The following is a 22,751-nucleotide window of genomic DNA, read 5'->3' as shown; positions in this document are numbered from 1 at the left end:
CCATATCCAAAACGTTATGCCGTCGCCGACCGGCGCCCGACACCCCGGAAATCCCTCACCCGAACGGGTTACCAGCGGTCGGCTTCGACACGCTCCCACATACCCAACACGGCCTTCGCTACGGCATTCGGGCGTTCCATCTGGGCCACGTGGCCCGTTCGTGGGAGCACGAAGAGACGGGCACGCGGCACCAGCGTCGCCGTCCGTGATGCGCGCCGCACCGAAATCACCCGGTCCTTCTCCCCCCAGATGACCAGGGTGGGCGCGGTCACCTCCGCCGCCGCGGCCCACAGCGAGGCCGGGCCCCGGCTGAACCAGGCGCGGAAGATGCCGAAGGTGCTCTTGGCCATCGCGGGCGCCGCCCAGGCGAACTCGGCCCGCGCGCTGTGCTCCTCGGCGAGTTCGGCGAGCCGCCGCTCGGGGAAGGCGGCCGGGTCGGCGAAGCACAGCTTGATCACCTGCTTCGCGCGTTCCTCCGGGCCGAGCGAGGCCAGCGCGTGGCGGACCCGCTTGCCGACGAACGGCAGGTAGGCCAGCGCCATCCGCGGGTCGGACAGCCGCCGGTGGTCGACCCGGCGGTCCGGCATGGCCGGGGAGATCAGCGTCAGCGTGCGCACCAGCTCGGGCCGGCGCGCGGCCACCAGCAGCGCGATCGCCCCGCCCATCGAGTTGCCAAGCAGGTGCACCGGGCCCTTGCCGAGGCCGTCGAGGAACTCGGCGAGCAGCGCGGCGTGCGAGTTGAGGCCGAAGTCGAACTCGGCGGGCGGCTCGGAGAAGCCGAACCCGGGCAGGTCGACCGCGATCCCGGTGGCGAAGGGCGCCAGCAGGGCCGACAGCTCGGTCCAGTTCGTCGACGAGCCGCCGAGGCCGTGGACGTAGACCGCGAGGGCCCCGTCCGCGCCCGGTGTCCGGCGCAGGTGCAGCCCGATGCCGCCGATTTCCTCGGTTTTGCCTGGCCACGGCGCCACGTGCGGGTCGAGCGACGGCAGCGGGGTGGTGCTCAGCGGCACATGGGTGATCGGCGTTCTGCCGTTGGGGGTAGTCGGCGGCACTGCTCCAGAATGCCTGATCTGGCCGGACGCTTGGCGTTCGATCAGTACCGACGAGTAATGTCAGGGGGACGCTTCGGCCGTGGTGACCCCCGCGCGAGGCGAGATGGTCTGGAGGGACTGATGACGGAAGCGGCTCAAAGCACCCCGCGAACGCAGGTGCGGCTGCCTCGCACGGAACGGCGGGCCCAGCTGCTGACCGCCGCCCAGCGGGTGTTCGCCGCCAACGGCTACCACGCGGCGGCGATGGACGAGATCGCCGAGCAGGCCGGGGTCAGCAAGCCCGTGCTCTACCAGCACTTCCCCGGCAAGCTCGACCTCTACATCGCGCTGCTGGAGAGCCACGTCGACGAGCTGGTGCGGCGGGTGCGCGCGGCGCTCGACTCCACCACGGACAACAAGCAGCGCGTCCCGGCCACGGTCGGCGCCTTCTTCGACTTCGTCAACGGCGACGCCGGGGCGTTCCGGATGATCTTCGAGTCGGATCTGCGCGGCGAGCCCGCCGTGCAGCAGGCGGTGGACCGGGCGACCTCGGCGAGCGTGGACGCGATCACCGAGACGATCACCTCGGACGCCGGCCTCGACGAGGACCGCGCCCGCCTGCTGGCCGTCGGCCTGGTCGGGCTGAGCCAGGTCAGCGCCCGGTTCTGGCTGGCCAACCACAGCTCGATCAGCCGGGAGGAGGCGGTCGCGCTGACCTCCACCCTGGCCTGGCGCGGCATCGGCGCCGGCTTCCCCCTCCAGCACTCCTGACCCCGCCAATGCTATGAGTGGGGCATTACTTGCGTTGAATGCAAGTAATGCCCCACTCATAGCATTCGAGCGGCTCAGACCGCGGCGAGCACCGGGACCTTCAGCAGGGCCCGGATCCGCGCCGCCACCTCGTCGGCGCGTTCGTAGGGCAGCATGTGCCCGGCCTTCGGGAAGTAGACGAACTCCGCGGCGGGCAGCTCGTCCGCGATCACCCGCGCGTGCGGCACCGGGCACAACCGGTCCAGCTGGCCGGCCAGCACGACCGCCGGCGTGCCGCGGAGTGCGGCCAGCGCGAGCCGGCGGTCGTGCCGCGTGATCGCCTCCAGGAAGCCGGCGATGCTCGCGGGATGCGCGCGCAGGGCCTGTGCCGCGACGTCCAGCACGTCGGCCCGCGCCGCTCCCCGCCCGAACGCGAGCCACCGCGTGAACGGCGCCAGGAAGCCCGGCCTGCCCGGCAGGGTGTCCTTGCGCCGTCGTTCGAGCAGGGTGCGCACCCGCGGTTCCACCCTGGGCACCCCTCGCCCGGCGAGTCCGGGAAGGCCCAGGGTGAGCTGGTTCATCTCGCCGGACGAGGTGGCCACGAAGGCCACCCCGGCGACCCGGCGCGACACCAGTTCCGGATGGCGCTCGGCCAGCGCCATGATCGTCATCCCGCCCATCGAGTGCCCGGCCAGCACCAGCTTGCCGTCGGGCACCACCGCTTCGAGCACCTCGGCGAGGTCGTCGGCGATCTGCTCGATCGTCGCCGTCCCCTTCTTCGCCGGTGCCGACCGGCCGTGCCCGCGGTGGTCGTAGCGCAGCAGCCGTTGTCCCGGCAGCCGCTGGACCACCGGTTCCCAGCAGGTCAGGTCCTGCGTCCAGCCGTGCACCAGCACCAGCGTCACCGCGGCGTCGTCCGGTCCGCTCAGCTCCAGGTGGAGCGGCGTGCCGTCGGCGGTGACGAACTCGCGCGCGCTCATCGGGCCGGGAGCAGGAACGACTTCTTCCAGAAGTACATCCCCGGTTTGCCGACCATGCCCGCCTCCTGGAGGAAGGGCATGATCTTGTCGCCGGCCCAGCCGATGGTCTGGTGCCAGTTCGGGTTGGTCAGCGCCGCCTCGACCCCGTCACGCGGCCGGATGCCGACCGCCTTGTAGACGTTCGGGTTGATGAACGAGCGCGTCACGAAGTAGGAGATGAACGCGATCAGGAACTGCTGGTAGACCAGCTCGGCCCGGTTCAGCTTGGCCATGCCGCGGGCGACCTCCTCCCGCGCGAAGGTCACGTGACGGGCTTCCTCCAGCACGTGGATCCGGTTCACCATGCGCACCAGCGGCTGGATGTCCGGGTCGTTCATCTGCTCGCGCTGCAGCCGGTCCAGCACCTCCTCGGCGACCAGGATGGCGCCGTAGCGGGCGGGACCGTAGCTGATCGCCGGCATCAGCTTGGCCAGCTGGCGCAGCGCGGGCACCGGCCCGTACACCGGGCAGCCGATCCGGGCGGACATCCGCGCGAACATCGTCGAGTGGCGGCACTCGTCGGCCACCTCGGTCAGCGCGTACTGCGCGTGACTGCTGGTCGGGTCGGCCGCGTAGACCTCCTTGAGCAGCATCTGCATCAGCAGGATCTCGAACCAGAGCCCGGTGGTGGCCACGCTGGCCACCTCGTGCTTGCCGAGTTCGATGCGCTGCTCGGGGGTCAGCTTCTCCCAGAGTTCCGTGCCGTAGAGGCTGGAGCGGTGCTCCGGGATGTAGCGCTTGCCCGGCACCAGCGGCGCGTCCCAGTCGATGTCGACGTCAGGGTCGTAGAACTTGTTCGCCGAAGACTTGAGCAGTCGTTCCGCGGTCTTCTCCCGACCCGCGTCCTTGAGCGTCCGCGTCATTGCCGACCCTGCCTTCCCACACCCGCACTTGTGTGTAACTTGAGGTAACAGTTACCTCTGGTAGCATGCGAGACATGGTCGGCCGTGTCAAGCGCAACAGCAAGCAAGCCAGCAAGCAGCCGGCGTCGTCGTCCGGCGAGCCGGAAACGGGGGATGCCCGCCGCGACCGCTGGCGCAAGCACCGCATCGCGCGGCGCGCGGAGTTCGTCGAGGCCGCGCTGCGGGCGCTCGACCAGCACGGCCCCGACCTCGGCATGGAGGACGTCGCCGCGGAGGCCGGGGTGACCAAGCCGGTGCTGTACCGGCACTTCGAGGACAAGGCTGATCTGTTCGTGGCCCTCGGCCAGCGCGGCACGAACATCCTCTTCGAGCGCCTGATCCCGGCGATCAACGCCGAACTCGCGCCCCTGCCCCGGATCCGCATGGCGCTGGACGCCTTCTTCGGCGTGATCGAGGAGCACCCGAACCTGTACCGCCTGCTGGCGCGCGGGTCGTGGCCGGACAAGCCGGTGGATTCGGACGTGGTGGCCGAGGACAAGGAACTCATCGCGACCGCGCTGACCGCGTTGCTCGGGGACTACATGCGGATGTTCAACATGGACTCGGGCGCCGCGGAGCCGTGGGCGCACGGCATCGTCGGCCTGGTGCAGAACACCGGCGAGTGGTGGCTGGAACGGCGGTCGATGAGCCGCGACAGCGTGGTCGAGTACCTGACCCAGCTGATCTGGGCGGCGATCGACGGGCTGCTGCGCCAGCGGGGTGTGGTGGTCGATCCGAACCTGCCGCTGGAGCAGAACAAGGTCGTGCAGTTGGCACGGGGAAAGGACGAGACGGCGTGAGCGAGCACGAACACGACGAAGACGGCTACACCGGCGACGCGACCGTGGTGGTCGGGGAAACGGAACTCGCGGTGCGGGTCCAACTGCGAGGCCACTTCCAGCCGATCGACGGCTACTACCACTGGTACGGCCGGATCTCGGCGTCCCCGGAACTGTCCACTTTGCTGGGTGGGAAGAAGACGAAGGCGGAAATCCGCACCCCGGACGGCACGGCCCCCTGCGAACTGTCCGACCCGGACACCTGGGACCGCTACCGGATCATGGGCACCAGCACCCCACCCTTCCACGTCCCGAAATCCCTGGACGAGATCGAAGCCGCCACCGCCTAGCTCCGTGGTGTGAATGTGGCTTTCACAGCACATTCCGCAGCCAATGCCACATTCACAGCACACACAGGACGGCCACCAACGGGCAGCCGGGCGCAAGACGGGCCCAACCGACAACCGGGACGGCACAAGGCCGGGCACCAACGGGCAGCCGGGCACAAAACAGAACCACCCGCCCACCCATCCCCTCCCCATCCCCGGTCCACAGCCCAAAACACGGCGAAGGCCGGTTAGTCAAGGCATCTTTCCCGCCTTGACTAACCGGCCTTCGCCGTAGTCACACTAAAAACCGGGGTGGCCCCCCATCACGACCGCCGAGGAATCAACTTCCCCGGCCACCGCGAAGCCTGATGCAGCACCCACTCCAACGGCCCCCGCCCGATCCACTTCTTCCACGCCACCGCGAAAACCACCGCCACCCCGCCGAACCACAGCCAGTGCGTCAGGCTGAACGCGTCCTTCTCCCGGAAGAACCACCAGATCGCCACGAAGTGCGCCGCGTACGCGGTCAGCGCGATCGAGCCCAGGTCCGCGATCGGCCGCAGCAGCCTGCCGTGCCGTCGCGCCAGCAGCATGCAGCCACCGATCACCACCGCCGAGATGCCGATGCAGCCGACCAGGTCGAACGGCGTGTACGAGTGCCCGTTCGCGACGAACTCCCAGGCCAGCGTGGTGGTCGGCGGCGTGCCGAACGACTGGTTCACGTTCTGCTCGTAGAACTCCGCCGGGCTCACCCCGGCCGCGCCCGCCGCCGGGATCAGCGAGCGGTAGATCTCCTCGCGCCCGCCGAGCACGTCCGTGGCCAGCCACGACAGCGTGTACGCCACCGCCGCGGTGATCGCGCCCCCGGCCACCAGCCGTCGGCAGACCAGCTCCGACCGCAGGTTCATCCGCCCGATCGCCATCCCGGCGAAGATGTACGCCATCAGGCTCACCGCCGGGAACGTCCCGGTCAGCAGCAGCACCTGCAGGATGTAGTCGAACGACGCGGTGCTGAACGTCTCGATCGTCGCGTCCGGGATCCACAGCACCAGGTCGCGCGGCGCGATGTGCGACCGGATGGCGAAGGACAGGAACGGCATCACCGTGGCGCAGAACGCGGCCCCGGCGATCAGCGCCGGGATGCCCAGGCGCAGGAACGGGATCGCCAGCACGAAACAGGCCCCGTAGTAGGCCAGGATGATCAGGTACCCGGTGTGCAGGTTGGTCAGGAACAACCCCAGCGCGATCAGCAGCGGGGCCCTGGTCAGCAGCCGCAGCACCACCTGCGCCCACGGCCGCCCGGTCTTGGGCACCTCACCGCCGGACATCAGCGCTATCGACACCCCGGCGAGCACCGCGAACAACGCCGCGGACCGGCCTTCGAACGGCAGGAACGCCAGGTTCAGGCCGCCGTGCGCGGGATGGGGGCCGACGTGCACCGCGTACATGCCGAGCACCGCGACGCCCCTGGCGACGTCGACCCCGGTCAGCCGCAGCGTGCGCCGCTCGGACAGAAGAGCATCGTCGAGCACGCCGGCGCGTGCCTGTGCCGAAGTGACGCCGTCCACCTCATTTCTCCGCATCGACGGCCAGCGGGCCCCCAGACCCGCGAAACAGTGTGCCCTGCGTAGCTGAGATGGAGCTAAGAGTGTGGCAAAAACAACGATTTGAACACTTCCGGGGGAAGCCGCTGGCGGCCTCCCCCGGTCAGCGACTAGGCGCCGACGGCGAAGCCGACCTTGCGCGCGTCGTTCGGCGCGATCTCGACGTACGCGATGCGGTCGGCGGGCACCAGGAACTTGCGGCCCTTGTCGTCGGAGATGCGGAACAGCCCGTCGGCGGCGTTCAGCGCCTCCGACACCAGCTTCTCCACCTCCTCGGCGGACTGGCCGCTGGACACCACGAGCTCGCGTGGGGTGTCCTTGATGCCGATCTTGACCTCCACCTGGGACCTCCGCCTGGATCTGGGATGAAACCTACGCGGCCAGGCTAACCGAGCCCGAGCACCTGCATTCTCTTGGTGTGACCCTGCTGGAGCCGCCGGAACAGCTGGGCGATGCCGGACAGGTCACCCGATCCGCTGACGATCAGCTCGGCGAGCCCGTCACGTTCGGCGACCACGTACTGGGCCTGGGTCAGCGCCTCGCCGAGCAGCCGCCGCCCCCACAGCGCGAGCTTGTCGCGCTGGGTGCGCTCGGCCTCGATGGCCGCGGCCACCTCCTGCTCGGCGAAGGCGGAGTGCCCGGTGTCGGCGAGCACGGTCAGCACCAGGTCCTTGGTCTCCGGGTCCAGCCAGTGCGCGATCTCGCGGTACAGATCGGCCGCCAGCCCGTCGCCGACGTAGGCCTTCACCAGTGATTCCAGCCACGATTTCGGGGCCGTCGAGGCGTGCCAGGCGTCCAGCGGCCGGACGAACGGTTCCATCGCCCGCTCGACCGTCAGCCCGTGCCTCGACAGGTACTCCGACAGCTGCTGGTAGTGCCCGATCTCGGCCGCCGCCATGCACGACAGCGCGGCGCGCCCGCCCAGCGTGGGGGCGGATCTCGCGTCCTCGGCGAGGCGGTCGAACGCGGACAGCTCGCCGTACGCGAGCACCCCCAGCAGATCGACGACACCCTCGCTGATCTTGTCTTTTCCGTCGGTCACGTCCGTGAGCGTAGTCGCCCGCAACGGGTGACCGAGATCACCTGGCGGGCGCGGCGGGTAGTCGTTTCCCGAATCCGGCGGGGTACACTTCGCGTTGGATCAAGAGGATCTGCCGCACCACGGCGGCGCGTCCCCCGGCGGAAAGACCGGGGCGGACGCGCCGGGGTAGCGGTGAAATGTGTGCGTACGCCTCCACACCGACGGCATTCCCGCGAGCCACGGGCCGCGGTCGAGTGTCACGAAGCCAGGCTGTGCGCGCTGGTACGAGAGAGGCGATCACCCTGACCGCAAGCGAAAACCACGACGAGAACATCACTGCCGGTAGCGATCCGATCGCGCTGGAGCACAGCGAGACCGGGCTGCCGGAGACCGACCCGTCCCACCCGCTCCAGGCCGGTGCCCCGGTGGAGCCGGAAGCCCCCACGTTCGCCGAGTTCGGCGTGCGCCCGGAGATCGTGCGCGCGCTCGCCGAGAGCGGCATCGAGCGCACCTTCGCCATCCAGTCGCTGACCCTGCCGCTGGCGATGGCCGGCGACGACGTGATCGGCCAGGCCCGCACCGGCATGGGCAAGACCCTCGGCTTCGGCGTGCCGCTGCTGCACCGGGTGGTCACCCCCGGCGACGGCACCCCGCAGGCGCTGATCGTGGTGCCGACCCGTGAGCTGTGCCTCCAGGTCGCCCGCGACCTCACCGACGCCGGCAAGCACCTGGGCATCCGCACGCTGGCCATCTACGGCGGCCGCCCGTACGAGCCGCAGATCGCCGCCCTCCGCAAGGGCATCGACGTGGTCATCGGCACCCCCGGCCGCCTGCTCGACCTCGCCGAGCAGCAGCACCTGGTGCTCGGCAAGGTGCGCAACCTGGTGCTGGACGAGGCCGACGAGATGCTCGACCTCGGCTTCCTGCCGGACATCGAGCGCATCCTCGGCATGGTCCCGGACGAGCGCCAGACCATGCTCTTCTCGGCCACCATGCCGGGCCCGATCATCACCCTGGCCAGGACCTTCCTGCACCAGCCGACGCACATCCGCGCCGAGGAGAACGACGCGGGCGCGGTGCACGAGCGCACCACGCAGTTCGTCTACCGGGCGCACTCGCTGGACAAGACCGAGCTGATCGCGAAGGTGCTGCAGGCCGAGGGCCGCGGCCTCTGCATGATCTTCACCCGCACCAAGCGCACCGCGCAGAAGGTCGCCGACGAGCTGGCCGAGCGCGGGTTCGCCGCCGCGGCCGTGCACGGCGACCTCGGCCAGGGCGCCCGTGAGCAGGCACTGCGCGCGTTCCGCGCGGGCAAGATCGACGTGCTGGTGGCCACCGACGTGGCGGCTCGCGGCATCGACGTCGACGACGTCACGCACGTGATCAACTACCAGACGCCCGAGGACGAGAAGACCTACGTGCACCGCATCGGCCGCACCGGCCGCGCCGGCAAGACCGGCGTCGCGGTCACCCTGGTCGACTGGGACGAGGAAGCGCGCTGGAAGTTCATCTCGGACACGCTCGGCCTGGACAAGCCGGACCCGGTGGAGACCTACTCCACCTCGAAGCACCTGTTCAGCGACCTGGGCATCCCGGAGGACGCCTCGGGCAGGCTGCCGCTGGCCAAGCGCACCCGCGCCGGGCTGTCAGCCGAGCCGGAGGAGAACCTCGGCGGCAAGCGCCGCGGTGGCCGTTCCGAGACCGAGACGCCGGTCAAGCGCACCCGCCGCCCGCGCCGCCGGACCAGGGGCGGGGCCGACGCGGCCGCCGCGATCGAGGCGGCCGACGCCGCCAAGTCGGAGGGCTCGGCCGAGGGCAAGGCCGAGGACCGGCCGCGCCGCCGCACCCGCACCCGCGGGGCCGGGGGCAGCAAGCCCAACGGGGACGCCTCGGCCACCAACGAGAAGCCCGAATCCGCGGCGGGCGAGAACGGGGAGCGCCCGGCGCGCCGCCGTCGTCGCCGTCGCGCCGGTGCCCCGGCCAACACGGCCGACACACCGGCTTCGGCAGACTGAGCACGTGCCTGAGCCCCACCCCGAATCGGTAGCCCCCGAGAACGTGCTGGCCGCCTCCGCTGAGAACGAGGAGGCGGCCGCTCCGGCCGAGCGGCCGGTCAGAGCACGCAAGTCGCCGTGGAACCGCGGCCGCGACAAGGCGATCGCCGCCGGGATCGTGGTCGCGGTGCTGGTCGCGGCCGGGGTGGTGTGGTTGAACAGCGACAGCCGCGCCACCGTTTCGGAGACCGCGGCCGCCGCGCCGACGCTGCCGGAAGCACCCACCGAGGTGCCCGGCACGCTCACCGAGGTGTGGCAAGCACCGAGCCCGGCCACGCCGGTCCCGGTGGCCGAGGGCACCACGGCGGTCACCGGCAACGGCGGCGAGGTGGCCGGCCGCGACCCGATGACCGGTGAGGTGCGCTGGCGCTACGCCCGCGACCTGCCGCTCTGCACGGTCGCCGGTGCCTGGTCGAAGGCGGTGGCGGTCTACCACAAGGACCTCAACTGCAGCGAGGTCACGCAGCTCGACCCCGGCACCGGCAAGCGCACGGCACTGCGCAACGGGGACAGCGAGCTGGGCACGCAGCTGGTCGACGACGGTTCGCACGTGACCACCACCGGCACCAAGCTGCTCAACACCTGGCGCGACGACCTGGTGCGCAGCCAGGAGTACGGCCAGGTCCCGGTGCTGACGAACCCGAACAAGCAGCCGCGTACCGGCTGCACCTACTCCTCGGTGGCCGCCGGTTCGGGCAAGGTCGGCGTGATCGAGCAGTGCGCGGAGGACCCGGCCGACCGGCTGACCCTGATGAAGGCCACCCCCAAGGAGAGCGACCAGCCCGAGGTCTCCTACAGCTCGGTCACCGCCGGGCGCTCGGTCCGGCTGGTGGCGATCTCCGGTGACTCCACCGCGGTGGCGCTGCCCGAGCAGAACCTGCTGGTCATCTACGACCAGGACGGCAACCAGCGCACCGCCTACCCGCTCGACCTGCCGCCGGCCGACCTGACCGCGCCGCAGGGCCAGGTCCAGCCGGTGACCAAGGGCACCGGCGGTTTCTACTGGTTCACCGGTTCGAAGACGGTGGCGCTGGCCAGGGACAATCTCAGTCCACAGTGGACGCTGACGGGTACGCTGGGGCCGGCCGTCGGGTTCGCCGGGCAGCTGGTGGTGCCGGTACCGGGTGGGCTGGCGGTGGTCGACGAGTCCACCGGCCGCACGCTGCGCACCATCGGCGTGGACCGGCACGGCTACACCGGTCCGGTGCGCCTCGCCGCGCTCGGCCCGGTCCTGCTGGAACAACGCGGCGACACGCTCGCCGCCCTGCGCTAGGGGAAACGCATGGGCACTCATCCCGGCCTGGCCGAGGGCACGCCGCCGCGGCCGTCGCAGCTGTGGCCGCACCGCGCGGAACGCACCGAGTTCGACGGCCCGCACGGGCCGATCGCGGCGTTGCGCACCACCGCGCCCGCCGAGGCGACGGCGTTGCTGGTGCCGGGGTACACCGGTTCCAAGGAGGACTTCGCCCCGTTGCTCGACCAGCTGGCCGACGCGGGGTTCCAGGCGATCGCGGTCGATCTGCCCGGCCAGTACGAATCGCCGGGGGCGGCCGAGGAAGCCGCCTACACCCCGGCGAAGCTGGGTGAGGTGGTCGCGGAGCTGGTGGCCGGGCTCGGGCCGCGGCCGGTGGTGCTGCTGGGGCATTCGTTCGGCGGCCTGGTCGCCCGCGGCGCGGTGCTGGCCGGGGCGCGGATCGCCGGGCTGACCCTGATGGACAGCGGTCCCGGGCAGCTGCCGGAAGGTGGCAGGCGGACCGCGCTCGCGCTCGGCGAACCGCTGCTGCGGCAGGACGGCCTGGCCGCCGCGTACGCCGTCCGCGAAGAGGTCAGCGCGCGGTTTCCGGCGTGGGCGCTGGTGCCCGAGGAGGTCAAGGCGTTCCTGCGGAAGCGGTTCGTCAGCTCCAGCGCGCCGGGCCTGCTCGGTATGGCCGACGTGCTGCGGACCGAGCCGGACCGGGTGGACGAGCTGGCGAAGTCCTTGCGGGACAACAACATCCCGGGCCTGGTGGTAGCCGGCGAGAACGACGACGCGTGGAGCATCCCGTCCCAGCGCGACATGGCCGAACGGCTGGACGTGCCGTTCGCCCTGGTCCCGGGCGCAGCACACTCCCCGAACACCGAAAACCCGGACGGCCTGCTCGCCGTCCTCCTACCAGCTTGGCGCAGCTGGACCAGCTAAGCCCACCAGAAGAACCACAGCGTCCCGAACGTCAGCACGACGACCGCCACCCCACAGGCCGCCGCGCGGGGGCCGATCAGGCGGTCGGCCAGGCGCTGCGCCACCACCACCGCCGCCGCGGCGGCGAAGTGGCCGAGCAGCGACGGCAGCCCCGGCCCCGGTGAGTCGACGAACAACGCGTAGACCTGGATGACCACCTCCGCCAGCGCGAGCATCGCCATGCCCGCCGCGAAGGCGCCGGTCAGCCCCCGCCACCAGCGCCGCGGCCGGGGGCCGGTGGGCACCGCGTGGGGCTCGGTGGCGTCGGGCACCTCGAACTCGTCGGTCCGCGCGTTCGCGATGTCTGCGTGGTGCACGTCGGGCAACTCTCGCTATTCGTCGTCGGCTTCGAGCGGCGCCAGCAGGTCCCACGACCGCATCTCCGGCATCGCCTGCTGGCCCTCGGCGCAGCTGGGCCGGAAATCGCACCAGGAGCAGTGGCGCCCGGTCCTGGCGGGGAAGAGCTCCTGCCCGTCACCGCCTTCGGCCAGGGTATCCGTCGCCTTCTGCAGATCGGCGGCGGTCTCCTCCGCGCGGGTGACGTGGCGCTTCAGGCTCTCCGGCGTGTGCTCGGCGGCGGCGACCGTGCCGGTGGGCACGTGGTGCAGCTCGACCTTGGTGCACGGCATGCGCAGCGTGCGCGTGGCCGCCACGGCGTACATCGCCAGCGCCTGCGCACTGCGCGCCTCGTACTCGTCGGGCTGGCGGCGGCCGGTCTTGTAGTCGACGATCACCAGCTCACCACCGCGATCGTCGATCCGGTCCGCGCGGCCCTCGACGATGATGGTCGGCCCGCCGGGCCCGCCCCCGGTCGGCGCGGACACCCAGCGCTCCAGGCCCACCGGGTCGAAGGCGACGTCGTTGCGCTCGACGTACTCGCTGACCCACTCCTGCGCCCGGCGGCGGTACTTCGCCGCCTGCACCTCGTCGACGAAACCGGCGTCCTTCCAGTGCTCGGCGACCAGCGCGGCGGCCCGCTGCGGGCTGCGGCGGTCCACCGGGAGGTCGAACAACGCCTTGAGCGCGTTGTGCACCACCGCGCCGAGCGTGCTGTGCGCCCAGGCGCCGGTGCGCTGCGGGGTCGGCCGGTCGAGGTAGGTCAGCCGGTACCGGCGCGCGCAGTCGTCGAAGGTGGCCAGCTTGGCCGGGGTCACCCTGGTCAGCCGCCGCGGCTGCTGGTCCCCGAAGTCGAACCCGATCTGCGACACGACACCCAGCGTACGCACCACCACCGACAGTTCCGGAACTAGCCGCCGTCCGGCAAGTCACGCTCGCGGTCTTCGCGCCCAGGCGGCCCCTGACGGCACGGCGGCTTCGGCCGAGTACGGCCAGTACGAGGCCGAATCCGCCGCACCGCCAGGAACCACCTGGATCACGAAGCCCATCAAGCAGACTTGCCGGACAGCACCTAGCCGCCGGTGATGAAGCCCTTCACCGAATCCGCCACCAGTTCGACCGCGATCGCGGCCAGCAGCAGGCCGGCCACCTTGGCCAGCAGGGTGATGCCCGACTCGCGGATCAGCTTGATCACCACGCCCGAGTACCGCATGCACATCCACAGCACGAAGTGCACGGTCACGATGGCCAGCGCCAGCGCCACGTACGCGCCGACCCTGCCGTCGGCCTGCCGCACGAACACGATGGTCGCGGCGATCGCACCGGGCCCGGCCAGCAGCGGCGTGCCCAGCGGCACCAGCGCCACGTTGACGTCGTCGGCCACCTCGGGATCGGTGCTGCCCTTGCCGGTCAGCAGGTCCAGCGCGATGAGCAGCAGGAGCAGCCCGCCCGCGCCCTGCAGCGCCGGGATGCCGATGTGCAGGTAGGCCAGGATCGCCTGCCCGGCGATGGCGAACAGCGAGATCACCAGCAGCGAGACCAGCACCGCCTGCCGGGCCGCGCGGGCGCGCACCGCGGGCGACTTCCGGCCGGTCAGGCTGAGGAACACCGGCACCGTGCCCGGCGGGTCCATGATCACCACGAGGGTGATCGTGGCCTCCATGAACAGGGTCGCGTCGAAGTAGTCCGAGACGGCCATCAGCCGGTCACCAGGTGCGAGCCGGTGGCCCGGCCGACCAGCTCCTCCAGCGCCTCGGGCGCGGTGGTCTCGGCGCCGAGCGCGATCGTCTTGTTCGTGCCGTGGTAGTCGCTGGACCCGGTGGCCACCAGGTCCAGGTCGGCGGCCAGGGTCCGCAGGCGGTCGCGGTCGACCGGCTCGTGGTTCGGGTGGTCCACCTCGATGCCGGTCAGCCCGAGCGCGGCCAGCTTCGCGATGGCCTCCTCGCTCAGCGTCGGCCCGCGGGTGTGCGCGAACGGGTGCGCCAGCACGGTCACCCCGCCGGCCGCGGCGATCATCTCCAGCGCGGTCTCCACCAGGGTGTCCGCGCCCGGCACGTAGTACCCGCGCCCGCTGGCCAGGTACCGCGCGAAAGCTTCGTCCACAGTGGACACCGTACCCGCGCGGACCAGCGCCTGCGCGAGATGCGGCCGCCCGGCGGGCGAGTCGTCGGGCAGCAGGCCGAGCACCTCGTCCGGGTCCACCGGCAGGCCGTCCGCGGCCATCCGCTCGGCCATCGTGCGCACCCGGGTGCGCCGCTGCTGACGCAGCCTGCGCTGCTCGGCGACCAGCACCTCGGCCTCCGGGTCGAACAGGTAGCCCAGCAGGTGCACGCCGATCCGCGCACCCGGCGGACCGGACACGCAGGACATTTCGGCACCCGGCACCAGGGTGAGCCCGCGCGGCAGCGCCTCGATGGCGGGCTGCCAGCCCGCGGTGGTGTCGTGATCGGTCAGCGCGATCACGTTCAGCCCCGCGGCGGCGGCAGCGGCCATCAACCCGGCGGGACTGTCCGTCCCGTCGGAGACCGTGGAGTGGGTGTGCAGATCTATGCGCACAGCGTCCATTCTGGACGATGTCGCCGGTCACACCGCAATCAGCCCACCATGCGCTTGCCGCGCGCGGCGCGCTGGGCCTTGATCATCGAGAACCGCTCGGCCTGCTTCTGCTTGTCGCCGAAGACCAGCTCGGAGATGGTGTCGTAGAACTCCTCCGGCTTCGGGAGGTAGTCGATCTTGTTCAGCGCCTGGATCTGCCCGGCCGACTCGACCACCATGGTGCCGTAGCCGAGCATCCGGCCCCAGGCCGTGCGCTGGTAGGTGAGGTCGGTGACCTTGCTGATCGGCATCATCAGCACCTTGGTGGTGAACACCCCGGTGGTCATCACGAACCGCTTGTCGGTGACCACCAGCCGCTCGACCCACCACTCCATCACCAGGTAGGCGAAGCGCAGGATGACCAGCAGCGCCGCGTACCAGAGGATGTTGTTGACCAGCCACATCGACGGCGGCAGCACGTAGGAGACCAGCACGCAGATGGCCAGCAGCGCCGCCGCCTCGAAGCTGTCCCACAGGAGCGTCGCCCAGTGCCGCCGGATGCGGATGACCCGGCGTTCGGTGTCGAGGAGGTACTCGTCTGGGTCGCGGGGAGCGAACATCAGCTCAGGCTAACCCCTGTCGGTCAGCTGAACACGTTGCTGACGAAGGTGATCACCGATTCGGCCGATTCGCGCAGGAAGGTGATGATGTTCGTGACGAGACCCGCCGCGCCTTGCGGCTGGGCGATCACGAAGAACAGCACCAACGCGATACCAGCGAACGTCAGGAGCTTCTTCGCGTTCATGACGATCAATCCCGTCTCTGTGTCCGACCCTGTCCGCCAAGGTAGCCAATAACGTTGTACCGCACTGCGCCGCTCAACGGGAAGAATGTCCCGCGCTTGGGTCAGCCGCCGCGAGCGATGGTACCGGACAGCTACTCTAGGTGACCTAGCAGGCCGCTCGAAGATCATTCGGAGGCAGGAACGCCCAGGAAGGCCCAGTTCCGGCCTGGTGCGGCGGCTGCACTCGGTCACCGCACCGGCACCCCCCGAACGGCCCAGCCGTTGATCATCACGGGTAACCAGAGTCACATTCACCCCATCCGAGACTCGGCGACAATCCGTCGGATGAACCAGTCGAGGATCCGCTGCGTAGGCGGCATCGCGTGCGACCAGGACGGCCGCCTCCTGCTGATCCGGCGGGCCAACGAGCCCGGCGCCGGGCTCTGGTCGCTGCCGGGCGGGCGGGTCGAGCGGGACGAAACGGACAGTGACGCGCTGATCCGGGAAATGCGCGAGGAAACCGCGCTCGACGTGGTGCCGGGGGAACTGGTCGGCGTGGTCGAGCGCGGCCCGTTCGACATCTACGACTACCGCTGCACCGCCGTCGCGGGCTCCCTGACGGCCGGGGACGACGCCTCGGACGCCCGCTGGGTCACCGGCGCCGAGTTCGCCGAACTGGACCGCTCGGGCTCCCTGGTCCCGCTCCTCGCCGACACCCTGCGCTCCTGGAACGCCCTCCCGCGAATGCTATGAGTGGGGCATTACTTGCGTTGAATGCAAGTAATGCCCCACTCATAGCATTCGGCACGGGGCCAGGGACGGGGTCAGAGCCAGGTCATGCGCTGGCCGTGCGGCGCCGTTCTCGCCAGGGCCGTGGCCCGCGGCGCGCCGTCGCCGAATTCGACCAGGGCCAGCGTGCTGGTCCCGGTGTCGGCGAAGCGCAGGTCGTCCCGGCCCGGCAGCAGCGGCTCGATGCCGACCTCGTAGGCCTCCTGGCTCACCCACCACACCGGCCGCCCCAGTCCCGACACCGCCTCGACGAACGCGGCCCGCTTCGCCGCGGGCAGGTACGTGACCACGTGACTGGTCAGCAGCACCAGCGGCAGTTCGGCGGGCAGCCGCTCCACCGCGGCGGGCAGGTCGTCCACCAGATCGCCGGTGACGAGTTCGGGCGGGTTCTTCCGCTGGGCCGCCGCCGCGGTCCGCAGCAGCCGGATGCGGTCGGGCTGGTCGGCCCACACGCACGCCTCCAGCCACGCCAGCTCGTCCTCGTCGGCCGCGTCCACCGGCGCGCGGTCCAGCCCGAGCTTCGCGCCGACCGGCAGCTTCTTCGGCAGCTTGGGCGCCACCGCGCCGTCGGCCAGCTCCAGCGCGCAGTGCAGGCCGACCGCCGCCTTGGCCGGCCCGGCGGTGAGCTGGTCGCCCCCGCACTGGTACCGGTAGCCGAAGGTGTCCAGGCCCAGCAGCAGCCCGGCGCTGCAGCCCGCTTCGAGCAGCGCGACCTTGCCGCCGGCCGCCTTCGCCGCCAGCGCCACCGCCGGGTACAGCAGCGCCGCCCGGCGCACCTCGTTCGTCTGCGTGTACCGCGAGGCGATCAGCGCCTTGGCCTTGTCCGCCCGTTCGACCAGGAAACCGCGGAACTCCGGCCACGTCCCGGCGTCCACGCCGTCGAACCCGCCGAGCGACGGGTAGTAGCGCGACAGCGGGTGGATCGGCTCGGCCTGGACCAGCCGGTGCGCCACGGCGAACAGCAGCGGCGCCCGCGCGTCCTCCGGCGCGGGCGCGGCGAGCAGCAGCCCGGCGATCTCGTCGTCCTCGGCGGCGTGCGCGGCCAGGTGCTCGTACAACGGCGAGACGCCGGCCGCCTCCCGCTCCGCGAAAGCGGCCAGCCTGCGCTTGACCTCGGCGAGCTGATCACTCATGCGGCACCGGGCGGCCCGGCTGCTCGCCGCCCCTCGCCTCACCGTAGGACTGCTTCGGCACCATCACCTTCCGGCGGAACACGCACACGATCGTGCCGTCCTGCTTGTACCCGCGCGTTTCCACGTACACCACCCCGCGATCGTCCTTGGACTTCGACGGCGTCTTGTCCAGCACCTCGGTCTCGCCGTAGATGGTGTCACCGTGGAAGGTCGGCTTCACGTGCTTGAGCGATTCGACCTCCAGGTTGGCGATCGCCTTGCCCGAGACGTCCGGCACGGACATGCCCAGCAGCAGCGAGTAGACGTAGTTGCCGACCACCACGTTCTTGCCGAAGTCCGTGGTCTCCCCGGCGTAGTGCGCGTCGAGGTGCAGCGGGTGGTGGTTCATGGTCAGCAGGCAGAAGAGGTGGTCGTCGTACTCGGTGACCGTCTTGCCCGGCCAGTGCTTGTACACGGCCCCGACCTCGAACTCCTCGAAATAGCGCCCGAACTGCACGCGGCTTCCTCCTCGGCGGGTAACGCCACACCTACCTGCGGCGACAAGGACTCATGTCGAGGAGTACCCTTGACCATCGGTGTCGGTGCGTCAACGCGAGCAGCGACACGTCAGGCGAAGGTCCCCGGCCCGGAGGAGGTGAGGTACGCAGTGAGTACAGGCGATAGTCCGCTCCCTAGTAGTACCAGCGTCCTCATGCACCGGTCCGGCTCGCGTTCTCCCTGGTAGAGCCCCGCTCGGACGCTGGCAGTCGCCGGAGCGGTCCGTGTTCGTCCGCTCTGGTCCGTCGTAGTGCACTGTGCCCAGGCACGACGTCAGCCCAGGAGTTGCCATGCCTTCTCTTCCCTCCCTGCGCGGTCGCGGCAACGGCCGTGGTGACGGTCCGCGTCCGCTGCCCGTCCCCCTTTCGGCGTACGTGGTCGACTGCGCGGTCTACGACGAGGGCGCGCGCCTGTCCGGCCGCTGGACGCACTCCGAGGCGATCGAGGAGGTCCGCCGTCGCGGTTCCGGCTTCGTCTGGATCGGCCTGCACGAGCCGGACGAGGAGCAGATCCAGGGCGTCGCGGAGACCTTCGGCCTGCACGAGCTGGCGGTGGAGGACGCGGTCCACGCGCACCAGCGCCCCAAGCTGGAGCGCTACGACGACACCTTGTTCTTGGTGCTGAAGACGGTTCGCTACGTCGAGCACGAATCTCCCAGCACTGCCAACGAAATCGTCGAGACCGGCGAGCTGATGGCCTTCCTGGGCAAGGATTTCATCGTCACCGTCCGGCACGGCAACCACTCCGGCCTGGCCCGCCTGCGTCGCGAGCTGGATCAGGAGCCCGAGCGCCTGCACCTCGGCCCGGCCGCGGTGCTGCACGCCATCGCCGACCACGTGGTCGACCACTACCTGGACGTGACCGACCACCTCGAGGACGACATCGACGAGATGGAGGGGCAGGTCTTCGCGCCGCGCTCGTCGGTGACCGCCGAGACGATCTACTTCATGAAGCGCGAGGTGCTGGAGATGCGCCGCGCGGTGATGCCGCTGGCCACCCCGCTCAAGCGGCTCGCCGAGGGGCACAGCAGGCTGGTGCCGGACGAGGTGCGCTCGTACTTCCGCGACGTGGACGACCACCTCACGCAGGTGTCCGAGCGCGTGGTCAACTTCGACGAGCTGCTCACCACCCTGGTCGACGCCACCCTCGCCAAGATCACGCTGCAGCAGAACACCGACATGCGCAAGATCACCTCGTGGGCGGCGATCATCGCGGTGCCCACCATGGGCGTCGGCGTGTACGGGATGAACTTCGACTACATGCCCGAACTGCACTGGCGCTTCGGCTATCCGATGGTGATGGGGCTGATCCTCATCGTCTGCCTGATCCTCTACCGAATATTCCGGAAGAACCGCTGGCTCTGAGTCATCTTCTCTTCCCGTGAATCCTCGAGGAGGTTTATCGTGGTCCGGCTGCTGACCAACCTCAAGTTCTGGGCGCTGGCCCTGTCCCTGTCCTGGCTGATCGTGGTGATCGCGATCATCGCCAAGAACCCCGACTTCGCCCACGGGGCGCAGTGAAGTTCACCCGGCGGCGGCTGGTCCTGTCCGGCGCGGTGGCGTTGACCGTGGTGTGGTTCGGGTACCTCACCACGCTGGTCGCGACCGAACCGGACCCGGGTGCCGATTCGGCCGAGCAGTTGCGCGGCAGGCTGGCCGCCACGCTGAACGACCGCGACGCCGCCGGGCTCGCCGACCTGCTGGACTACCCGCAGGCCGACCGGGAGAGCTTCGCCCGGTCCTATGTCGAGGACCTCGGCACCGCCGGGGTGCACGACGTGCGGGTGGTGCTGCGGGGTGAACTCGCCGTGGTGGAAGCGGAACTGGGCGACGGCGCCCCGTTCAGCTACGCGCTGGCGGTCAAGGAGAGCGACGGGCGGTGGACCGCCGGGTTCTCGCCGCCGGTGCCGTGAGTGCCGCTGTCGTAGGCTGGGCGCATGCTCCGCGCGCTGGTGGTGGCCGACGAGGTGGACGAGCGGCTGTGGGCCGGCGCGACCGGCGGGCTGGCCGTCGACCTCATCCTGGGTGCCGGTGATCTGCCGTTCGACTACCTGGAATTCCTGGCCAACGCGCTGGATCGGCCGTGCGTTTTCGTGCCCGGCAACCACGATCCGGAGCTGTCCGGCTTCACCAGGTACGGAGGTCTGTCCATGCGGGACGGTTTCCCGGCGCACTGGCCCGGCCCGGCCGGTGGGGTGAACGCGGACGGGCGGGTGGTCGACGTGTGCGGTCTGCGGATCGCCGGGCTCGGTGGTTCGGTCCGGTACAACGAAGGTCCGAACCAGTGGACGCAGGCGCAGCAGGCGCGCCGCGCCCGGCGGCTGGTGCGCCGGGCGGCGCGGCGCCGCCGTCGTGACGGCCGTGGGGTCGACGTCCTGCTGACGCACTCCCCGCCCCGACACCTCGGCGACCGGGAAGACCCGGCGCACCACGGTTTCGACTGCCTGCACCGCACCACCGAGAAGCTCGCGCCGCGCTGGTTGCTGCACGGGCACATCCACCCGCACGGCGAGCCGACGCCCGACCGGCGCATCGGGGAAACCGTGGTGCGCAACGTGGTCGGGTACCACATCATTTCCTTCGAAGGGGTGGGGCGATGAAGGGTGACACGGGTTTCCCGAGGGCCGACGCGGAAAGCGACTTCCTCCGCGCCCGGCGGCGGCAGGTGCTCTCGCGGTTGGCGAACTGGCTCCGCCGCGAGCCCGACGACGTCAACATCATGCTGCCGTTCCACGAGGTGGTGGACGCACTCGGCTGGGTGGGCGAGCGGCGGATCGGGTCGAGGGTGATCCAGCTTTCGTCCATTGTGGGCAGTGTCGACCGCGGCCGGGACTTCGACCGCCGCTTCCGCCCCACCTCGGGCCGCGTGCGCGAACGCTGGGAACGGCTGGCACTGGCGGCCCGGCGCGGCGAGAGCATCCCGCCGATCGAGGTGTACCGGATCGGGGAACTGCACTTCATCATCGACGGCCACCACCGGGTGTCGGTGGCACACGCGATGGGTCTCGGCACGATCGACGCGCAGGTGACGGAGGTCAGGACCAAACTGGACCCGGCGGGCATCCGGTACCGCGGTGACCTGATCGTCAAGGACTACCGGCGCATCTTCCTGGAGCGGGTCCCGCTGACCGGCCAGGCGCGGGCGTCGGTGCTGGTCACGGATCCGTGGGATTACGCGGAGCTGGGCGAGCACGTGGAAGCGTGGGGCTTCCGCCTGATGCAGGACGAAGGAACTTTCCTCGATCGCCCGACGATCGCCGCGCGGTGGTTCGCCGAGGAGTACGAGCCGGTGGTGCGGATGCTGCACCAGGCCGACCTGATCCGCGGCCGGACGGAAGCGGAGGCGTACATGTGGGTGGCCGGGGAGCGGTACCGGCTCATCCGCACCCACCGCTGGGACGACGAGGTCATCGAAACCCTACGCACCCGCCGCTAGCCGTTGCAGTGAATGTGGCTTTCACAGCGGATTTCGCAGCCAATGCCACATTCACAGCACTCAGCCCAACCGACAACCGGACGGGCACCAACCGGCAGCCGGGCACAAGACGGAACCAACCGACTACCAGCCGGCACCAACCGGCAGCCGGACACAAAACAGAACCACCTGCCCACCCATCCCTCCCCATCCCCGGTCCAAAGCCCAAAACACGGCGAAGGCCGGTTGGTCAAGGCATCTTTCCCGCCTTGACCAACCGGCCTTCGCCGTAGTCACACTAAAAAACCGGGGTGGCCCCCAGCCAAACCTCAACCAGCGTAAGTCAGGTTCTTCCCCGACGACGGATCAAAGATCTGCACCTTGTCCGCATCGAACCAAATGTCAAGCGGCTCCCCCTCCTTCGCACCCGAAGACGCCGACAACCGAGTGACGATCGCCGAGCCGCTGTCCGGGACGTCCGCCGAGCCGCTGTCGGCGGCCAGGTCGGCCAGGTCCGAAGAGGTCGCCTCCGAACCCTCGACCGAGAAGTGGGCGTACTTCTCCGAGCCCATCGACTCCAGCACGTCCACCGTCGCGGTGAAGGTGACGCCGCCGCTCTTCTGGGCGTCGTCGAGCAGCGCGGCGTCTTCGAAGTGCTCCGGCCGGACACCGGCGATGACCTCGCGGCCGCCGTCGGAGGCCTCGACCAGCTGCCGCACGCGGTCACTCAACGCAACCTCGCCGAACGGGGTCTGCAAAGCCCCGTTCTCCAGTGTGGCCGGTACGAAGTTCATCGACGGGGAGCCGATGAACCCGGCCACGAAGAGGTTCGCCGGGTTGTCGTAGAGGAACTGCGGTGACCCGATCTGCTGCACGTACCCACCCCGCAGCACGACGACCCGGTCACCAAGGGTCATCGCCTCGGTCTGGTCGTGCGTCACGTAGAGGGTGGTGGTGCCCAGCTGCTTCTGCAGCTTGGACACCGAGGTCCGCATCTGCCCGCGCAGCTTGGCGTCCAGGTTGGACAGCGGCTCGTCCATCAGGAACGCCTTGGGGCTGCGCACGATCGCCCGGCCCATCGCCACCCGCTGGCGCTGGCCACCGGAGAGGTTGGCCGGCTTGCGGTCCAGGTGCTGGGTCAGGTCCAGGATCCGCGCTGCTTCGTCCACCTTGGACTTGACCGTCGCGTCGTCCACTTTGGCCAGTCGCAGCGGGAAGGCCATGTTCTCCCGCACGCTCATGTGCGGGTAGAGCGCGTAGGACTGGAACACCATGGCGATGTCGCGGTCCTTCGGTGCCTTCTCGTTGACGCGCTGGCCGTCGATGCGCAGCTCACCGGAGGAGATGTCCTCCAGTCCCGCCACCATGTTCAGCGTGGTGGACTTCCCGCAGCCGGACGGGCCGACCAGGATGATGAACTCGCCGTCGGCGATCTCCAGGTTGACCTCGGACACCGCGAGCGCTCCGTCGGGGTAGCGCTTGCTCACGTTCTCGAGAACTATCTCAGCCATTTCCG

General features: G+C 70.2%; 26 protein-coding genes. 11 read left to right on the top strand and 15 right to left on the bottom strand.

Going from position 1 to position 22,751, the window contains the following annotated elements; translation table 11 throughout:
* Window positions 1-68 precede the first annotated feature (68 nt).
* Window positions 69-1,052 (bottom strand): alpha/beta fold hydrolase, encoded by a 984-nt coding sequence (locus JYK18_RS17780; RefSeq protein ID WP_307795940.1) that lies wholly within the window; start codon window positions 1,050-1,052, stop codon window positions 69-71.
* Window positions 1,053-1,172: 120 nt separating this feature from the next.
* On the opposite strand from JYK18_RS17780, the gene JYK18_RS17775 reads away from it, so the two are divergent.
* Window positions 1,173-1,802, top strand: a complete 630-nt coding sequence (locus JYK18_RS17775; protein WP_153035660.1) for a TetR/AcrR family transcriptional regulator — start codon at window positions 1,173-1,175, stop codon at window positions 1,800-1,802.
* Window positions 1,803-1,876: 74 nt separating this feature from the next.
* Here JYK18_RS17775 and JYK18_RS17770 read toward each other — a convergent pair whose 3' ends face one another.
* The gene (locus JYK18_RS17770; RefSeq protein ID WP_206803096.1) at window positions 1,877-2,761 is read right to left on the bottom strand and encodes an alpha/beta fold hydrolase; all 885 of its coding nucleotides are present in this window, start codon (window positions 2,759-2,761) and stop codon (window positions 1,877-1,879) included.
* The gene (locus JYK18_RS17765) at window positions 2,758-3,663 is read right to left on the bottom strand and encodes a diiron oxygenase (protein ID WP_206803095.1); all 906 of its coding nucleotides are present in this window, start codon (window positions 3,661-3,663) and stop codon (window positions 2,758-2,760) included. Before JYK18_RS17765 ends, JYK18_RS17770 begins: the two co-directional genes overlap by 4 nt.
* A 74-nt stretch (window positions 3,664-3,737) precedes the next feature.
* Between JYK18_RS17765 and JYK18_RS17760 the strand changes: the two genes are divergently transcribed.
* Window positions 3,738-4,502 (top strand): TetR/AcrR family transcriptional regulator, encoded by a 765-nt coding sequence (locus JYK18_RS17760; RefSeq protein WP_374195029.1) that lies wholly within the window; start codon window positions 3,738-3,740, stop codon window positions 4,500-4,502.
* Window positions 4,499-4,831, top strand: a complete 333-nt coding sequence (locus JYK18_RS17755) for a DUF4873 domain-containing protein (protein ID WP_206803093.1) — start codon at window positions 4,499-4,501, stop codon at window positions 4,829-4,831. Before JYK18_RS17760 ends, JYK18_RS17755 begins: the two co-directional genes overlap by 4 nt.
* A gap of 302 nt (window positions 4,832-5,133) precedes the next feature.
* Here JYK18_RS17755 and JYK18_RS17750 read toward each other — a convergent pair whose 3' ends face one another.
* The 3 genes from JYK18_RS17750 to JYK18_RS17740 all read right to left on the bottom strand — a co-directional run bounded on the left by JYK18_RS17750 (window position 5,134) and on the right by JYK18_RS17740 (window position 7,456).
* Window positions 5,134-6,378 carry an acyltransferase family protein gene (locus JYK18_RS17750; RefSeq protein WP_307795939.1) on the bottom strand — a complete coding sequence of 415 codons (1,245 nt, stop codon included), beginning with the start codon at window positions 6,376-6,378 and terminating at the stop codon, window positions 5,134-5,136.
* 146 nt (window positions 6,379-6,524) lie between these two features.
* Entirely contained in the window at window positions 6,525-6,755 is a 231-nt protein-coding gene (locus JYK18_RS17745; protein WP_206803091.1) for a DUF3107 domain-containing protein, read from the bottom strand.
* A gap of 44 nt (window positions 6,756-6,799) precedes the next feature.
* On the bottom strand, window positions 6,800-7,456 hold the full coding sequence (locus tag JYK18_RS17740) for a ferritin-like fold-containing protein (protein ID WP_206803090.1): 657 nt from the start codon (window positions 7,454-7,456) through the stop codon (window positions 6,800-6,802).
* A 404-nt stretch (window positions 7,457-7,860) separates the two neighbouring features.
* Here JYK18_RS17740 and JYK18_RS17735 point away from each other — a divergent pair, with 404 nt between their 5' ends.
* The 3 genes from JYK18_RS17735 to JYK18_RS17725 are packed head-to-tail and all read left to right on the top strand — an operon-like array spanning window position 7,861 to window position 11,668.
* Window positions 7,861-9,450 (top strand): DEAD/DEAH box helicase, encoded by a 1,590-nt coding sequence (locus JYK18_RS17735; RefSeq protein WP_307796010.1) that lies wholly within the window; start codon window positions 7,861-7,863, stop codon window positions 9,448-9,450.
* A gap of 4 nt (window positions 9,451-9,454) precedes the next feature.
* Window positions 9,455-10,762: a hypothetical protein gene (locus tag JYK18_RS17730; RefSeq protein WP_206803089.1), complete on the top strand. Its 1,308-nt coding sequence runs from the start codon at window positions 9,455-9,457 to the stop codon at window positions 10,760-10,762.
* 9 nt (window positions 10,763-10,771) lie between these two features.
* Entirely contained in the window at window positions 10,772-11,668 is an 897-nt protein-coding gene (locus JYK18_RS17725; RefSeq protein ID WP_206803088.1) for an alpha/beta fold hydrolase, read from the top strand.
* Here the strand turns inward: JYK18_RS17725 and JYK18_RS17720 are convergent.
* The 6 genes from JYK18_RS17720 to JYK18_RS17695 form a co-directional block, all read right to left on the bottom strand.
* The gene (locus tag JYK18_RS17720; protein ID WP_242579223.1) at window positions 11,665-12,024 is read right to left on the bottom strand and encodes a hypothetical protein; all 360 of its coding nucleotides are present in this window, start codon (window positions 12,022-12,024) and stop codon (window positions 11,665-11,667) included. The two genes, JYK18_RS17725 and JYK18_RS17720, sit on opposite strands and share 4 nt — an antisense overlap.
* Before the next feature lie 15 nt (window positions 12,025-12,039).
* Window positions 12,040-12,915, bottom strand: coding sequence for a PD-(D/E)XK nuclease family protein (locus JYK18_RS17715; protein ID WP_206803087.1), 876 nt, complete (start codon window positions 12,913-12,915; stop codon window positions 12,040-12,042).
* 200 nt (window positions 12,916-13,115) lie between these two features.
* Window positions 13,116-13,742, bottom strand: a complete 627-nt coding sequence (locus JYK18_RS17710) for a MarC family protein (protein ID WP_206803086.1) — start codon at window positions 13,740-13,742, stop codon at window positions 13,116-13,118.
* Complete coding sequence (locus JYK18_RS17705; protein WP_206803085.1) at window positions 13,742-14,608, bottom strand: PHP domain-containing protein; 867 nt, start codon at window positions 14,606-14,608, stop codon at window positions 13,742-13,744. The genes JYK18_RS17710 and JYK18_RS17705 overlap by 1 nt, the downstream gene beginning before the upstream one ends.
* 29 nt (window positions 14,609-14,637) lie before the next feature.
* Window positions 14,638-15,198 (bottom strand): PH domain-containing protein, encoded by a 561-nt coding sequence (locus JYK18_RS17700; protein ID WP_206803084.1) that lies wholly within the window; start codon window positions 15,196-15,198, stop codon window positions 14,638-14,640.
* 23 nt (window positions 15,199-15,221) lie between these two features.
* Window positions 15,222-15,383 carry a hypothetical protein gene (locus JYK18_RS17695; RefSeq protein WP_113696211.1) on the bottom strand — a complete coding sequence of 54 codons (162 nt, stop codon included), beginning with the start codon at window positions 15,381-15,383 and terminating at the stop codon, window positions 15,222-15,224.
* A 324-nt stretch (window positions 15,384-15,707) separates the two neighbouring features.
* On the opposite strand from JYK18_RS17695, the gene JYK18_RS17690 reads away from it, so the two are divergent.
* Complete coding sequence (locus JYK18_RS17690; protein ID WP_206803083.1) at window positions 15,708-16,115, top strand: NUDIX hydrolase; 408 nt, start codon at window positions 15,708-15,710, stop codon at window positions 16,113-16,115.
* 71 nt (window positions 16,116-16,186) lie between these two features.
* Here JYK18_RS17690 and JYK18_RS17685 read toward each other — a convergent pair whose 3' ends face one another.
* Window positions 16,187-17,284, bottom strand: a complete 1,098-nt coding sequence (locus JYK18_RS17685; protein ID WP_206803082.1) for a DUF2332 domain-containing protein — start codon at window positions 17,282-17,284, stop codon at window positions 16,187-16,189.
* Complete coding sequence (locus tag JYK18_RS17680) at window positions 17,277-17,780, bottom strand: MaoC family dehydratase (RefSeq protein WP_206803081.1); 504 nt, start codon at window positions 17,778-17,780, stop codon at window positions 17,277-17,279. Before JYK18_RS17680 ends, JYK18_RS17685 begins: the two co-directional genes overlap by 8 nt.
* Before the next feature lie 331 nt (window positions 17,781-18,111).
* Between JYK18_RS17680 and corA the strand changes: the two genes are divergently transcribed.
* The 4 genes from corA to JYK18_RS17660 all read left to right on the top strand — a co-directional run bounded on the left by corA (window position 18,112) and on the right by JYK18_RS17660 (window position 21,256).
* On the top strand, window positions 18,112-19,185 hold the full coding sequence (corA, locus tag JYK18_RS17675; protein ID WP_206803080.1) for a magnesium/cobalt transporter CorA: 1,074 nt from the start codon (window positions 18,112-18,114) through the stop codon (window positions 19,183-19,185).
* Between the two features lie 152 nt (window positions 19,186-19,337).
* Window positions 19,338-19,733, top strand: coding sequence for a hypothetical protein (locus tag JYK18_RS17670; RefSeq protein ID WP_307795938.1), 396 nt, complete (start codon window positions 19,338-19,340; stop codon window positions 19,731-19,733).
* A gap of 24 nt (window positions 19,734-19,757) precedes the next feature.
* Entirely contained in the window at window positions 19,758-20,420 is a 663-nt protein-coding gene (locus JYK18_RS17665) for a metallophosphoesterase (RefSeq protein ID WP_206803079.1), read from the top strand.
* A complete protein-coding gene (locus JYK18_RS17660) occupies window positions 20,417-21,256 on the top strand; it encodes a chromosome partitioning protein ParB (RefSeq protein WP_206803078.1) in 840 nt (279 codons plus the stop codon). The genes JYK18_RS17665 and JYK18_RS17660 overlap by 4 nt, the downstream gene beginning before the upstream one ends.
* 308 nt (window positions 21,257-21,564) lie before the next feature.
* Here JYK18_RS17660 and JYK18_RS17655 read toward each other — a convergent pair whose 3' ends face one another.
* Window positions 21,565-22,746: an ABC transporter ATP-binding protein gene (locus JYK18_RS17655; protein ID WP_206803077.1), complete on the bottom strand. Its 1,182-nt coding sequence runs from the start codon at window positions 22,744-22,746 to the stop codon at window positions 21,565-21,567.
* Window positions 22,747-22,751 lie beyond the last annotated feature (5 nt).

It is taken from the genome of Amycolatopsis sp. 195334CR (assembly GCF_017309385.1).
Lineage (GTDB): Bacteria > Actinomycetota > Actinomycetes > Mycobacteriales > Pseudonocardiaceae > Amycolatopsis.
The sequence above is the reverse complement of the archived record's forward strand: the minus strand, read 5'-3'. Positions and strand labels throughout refer to the sequence as shown.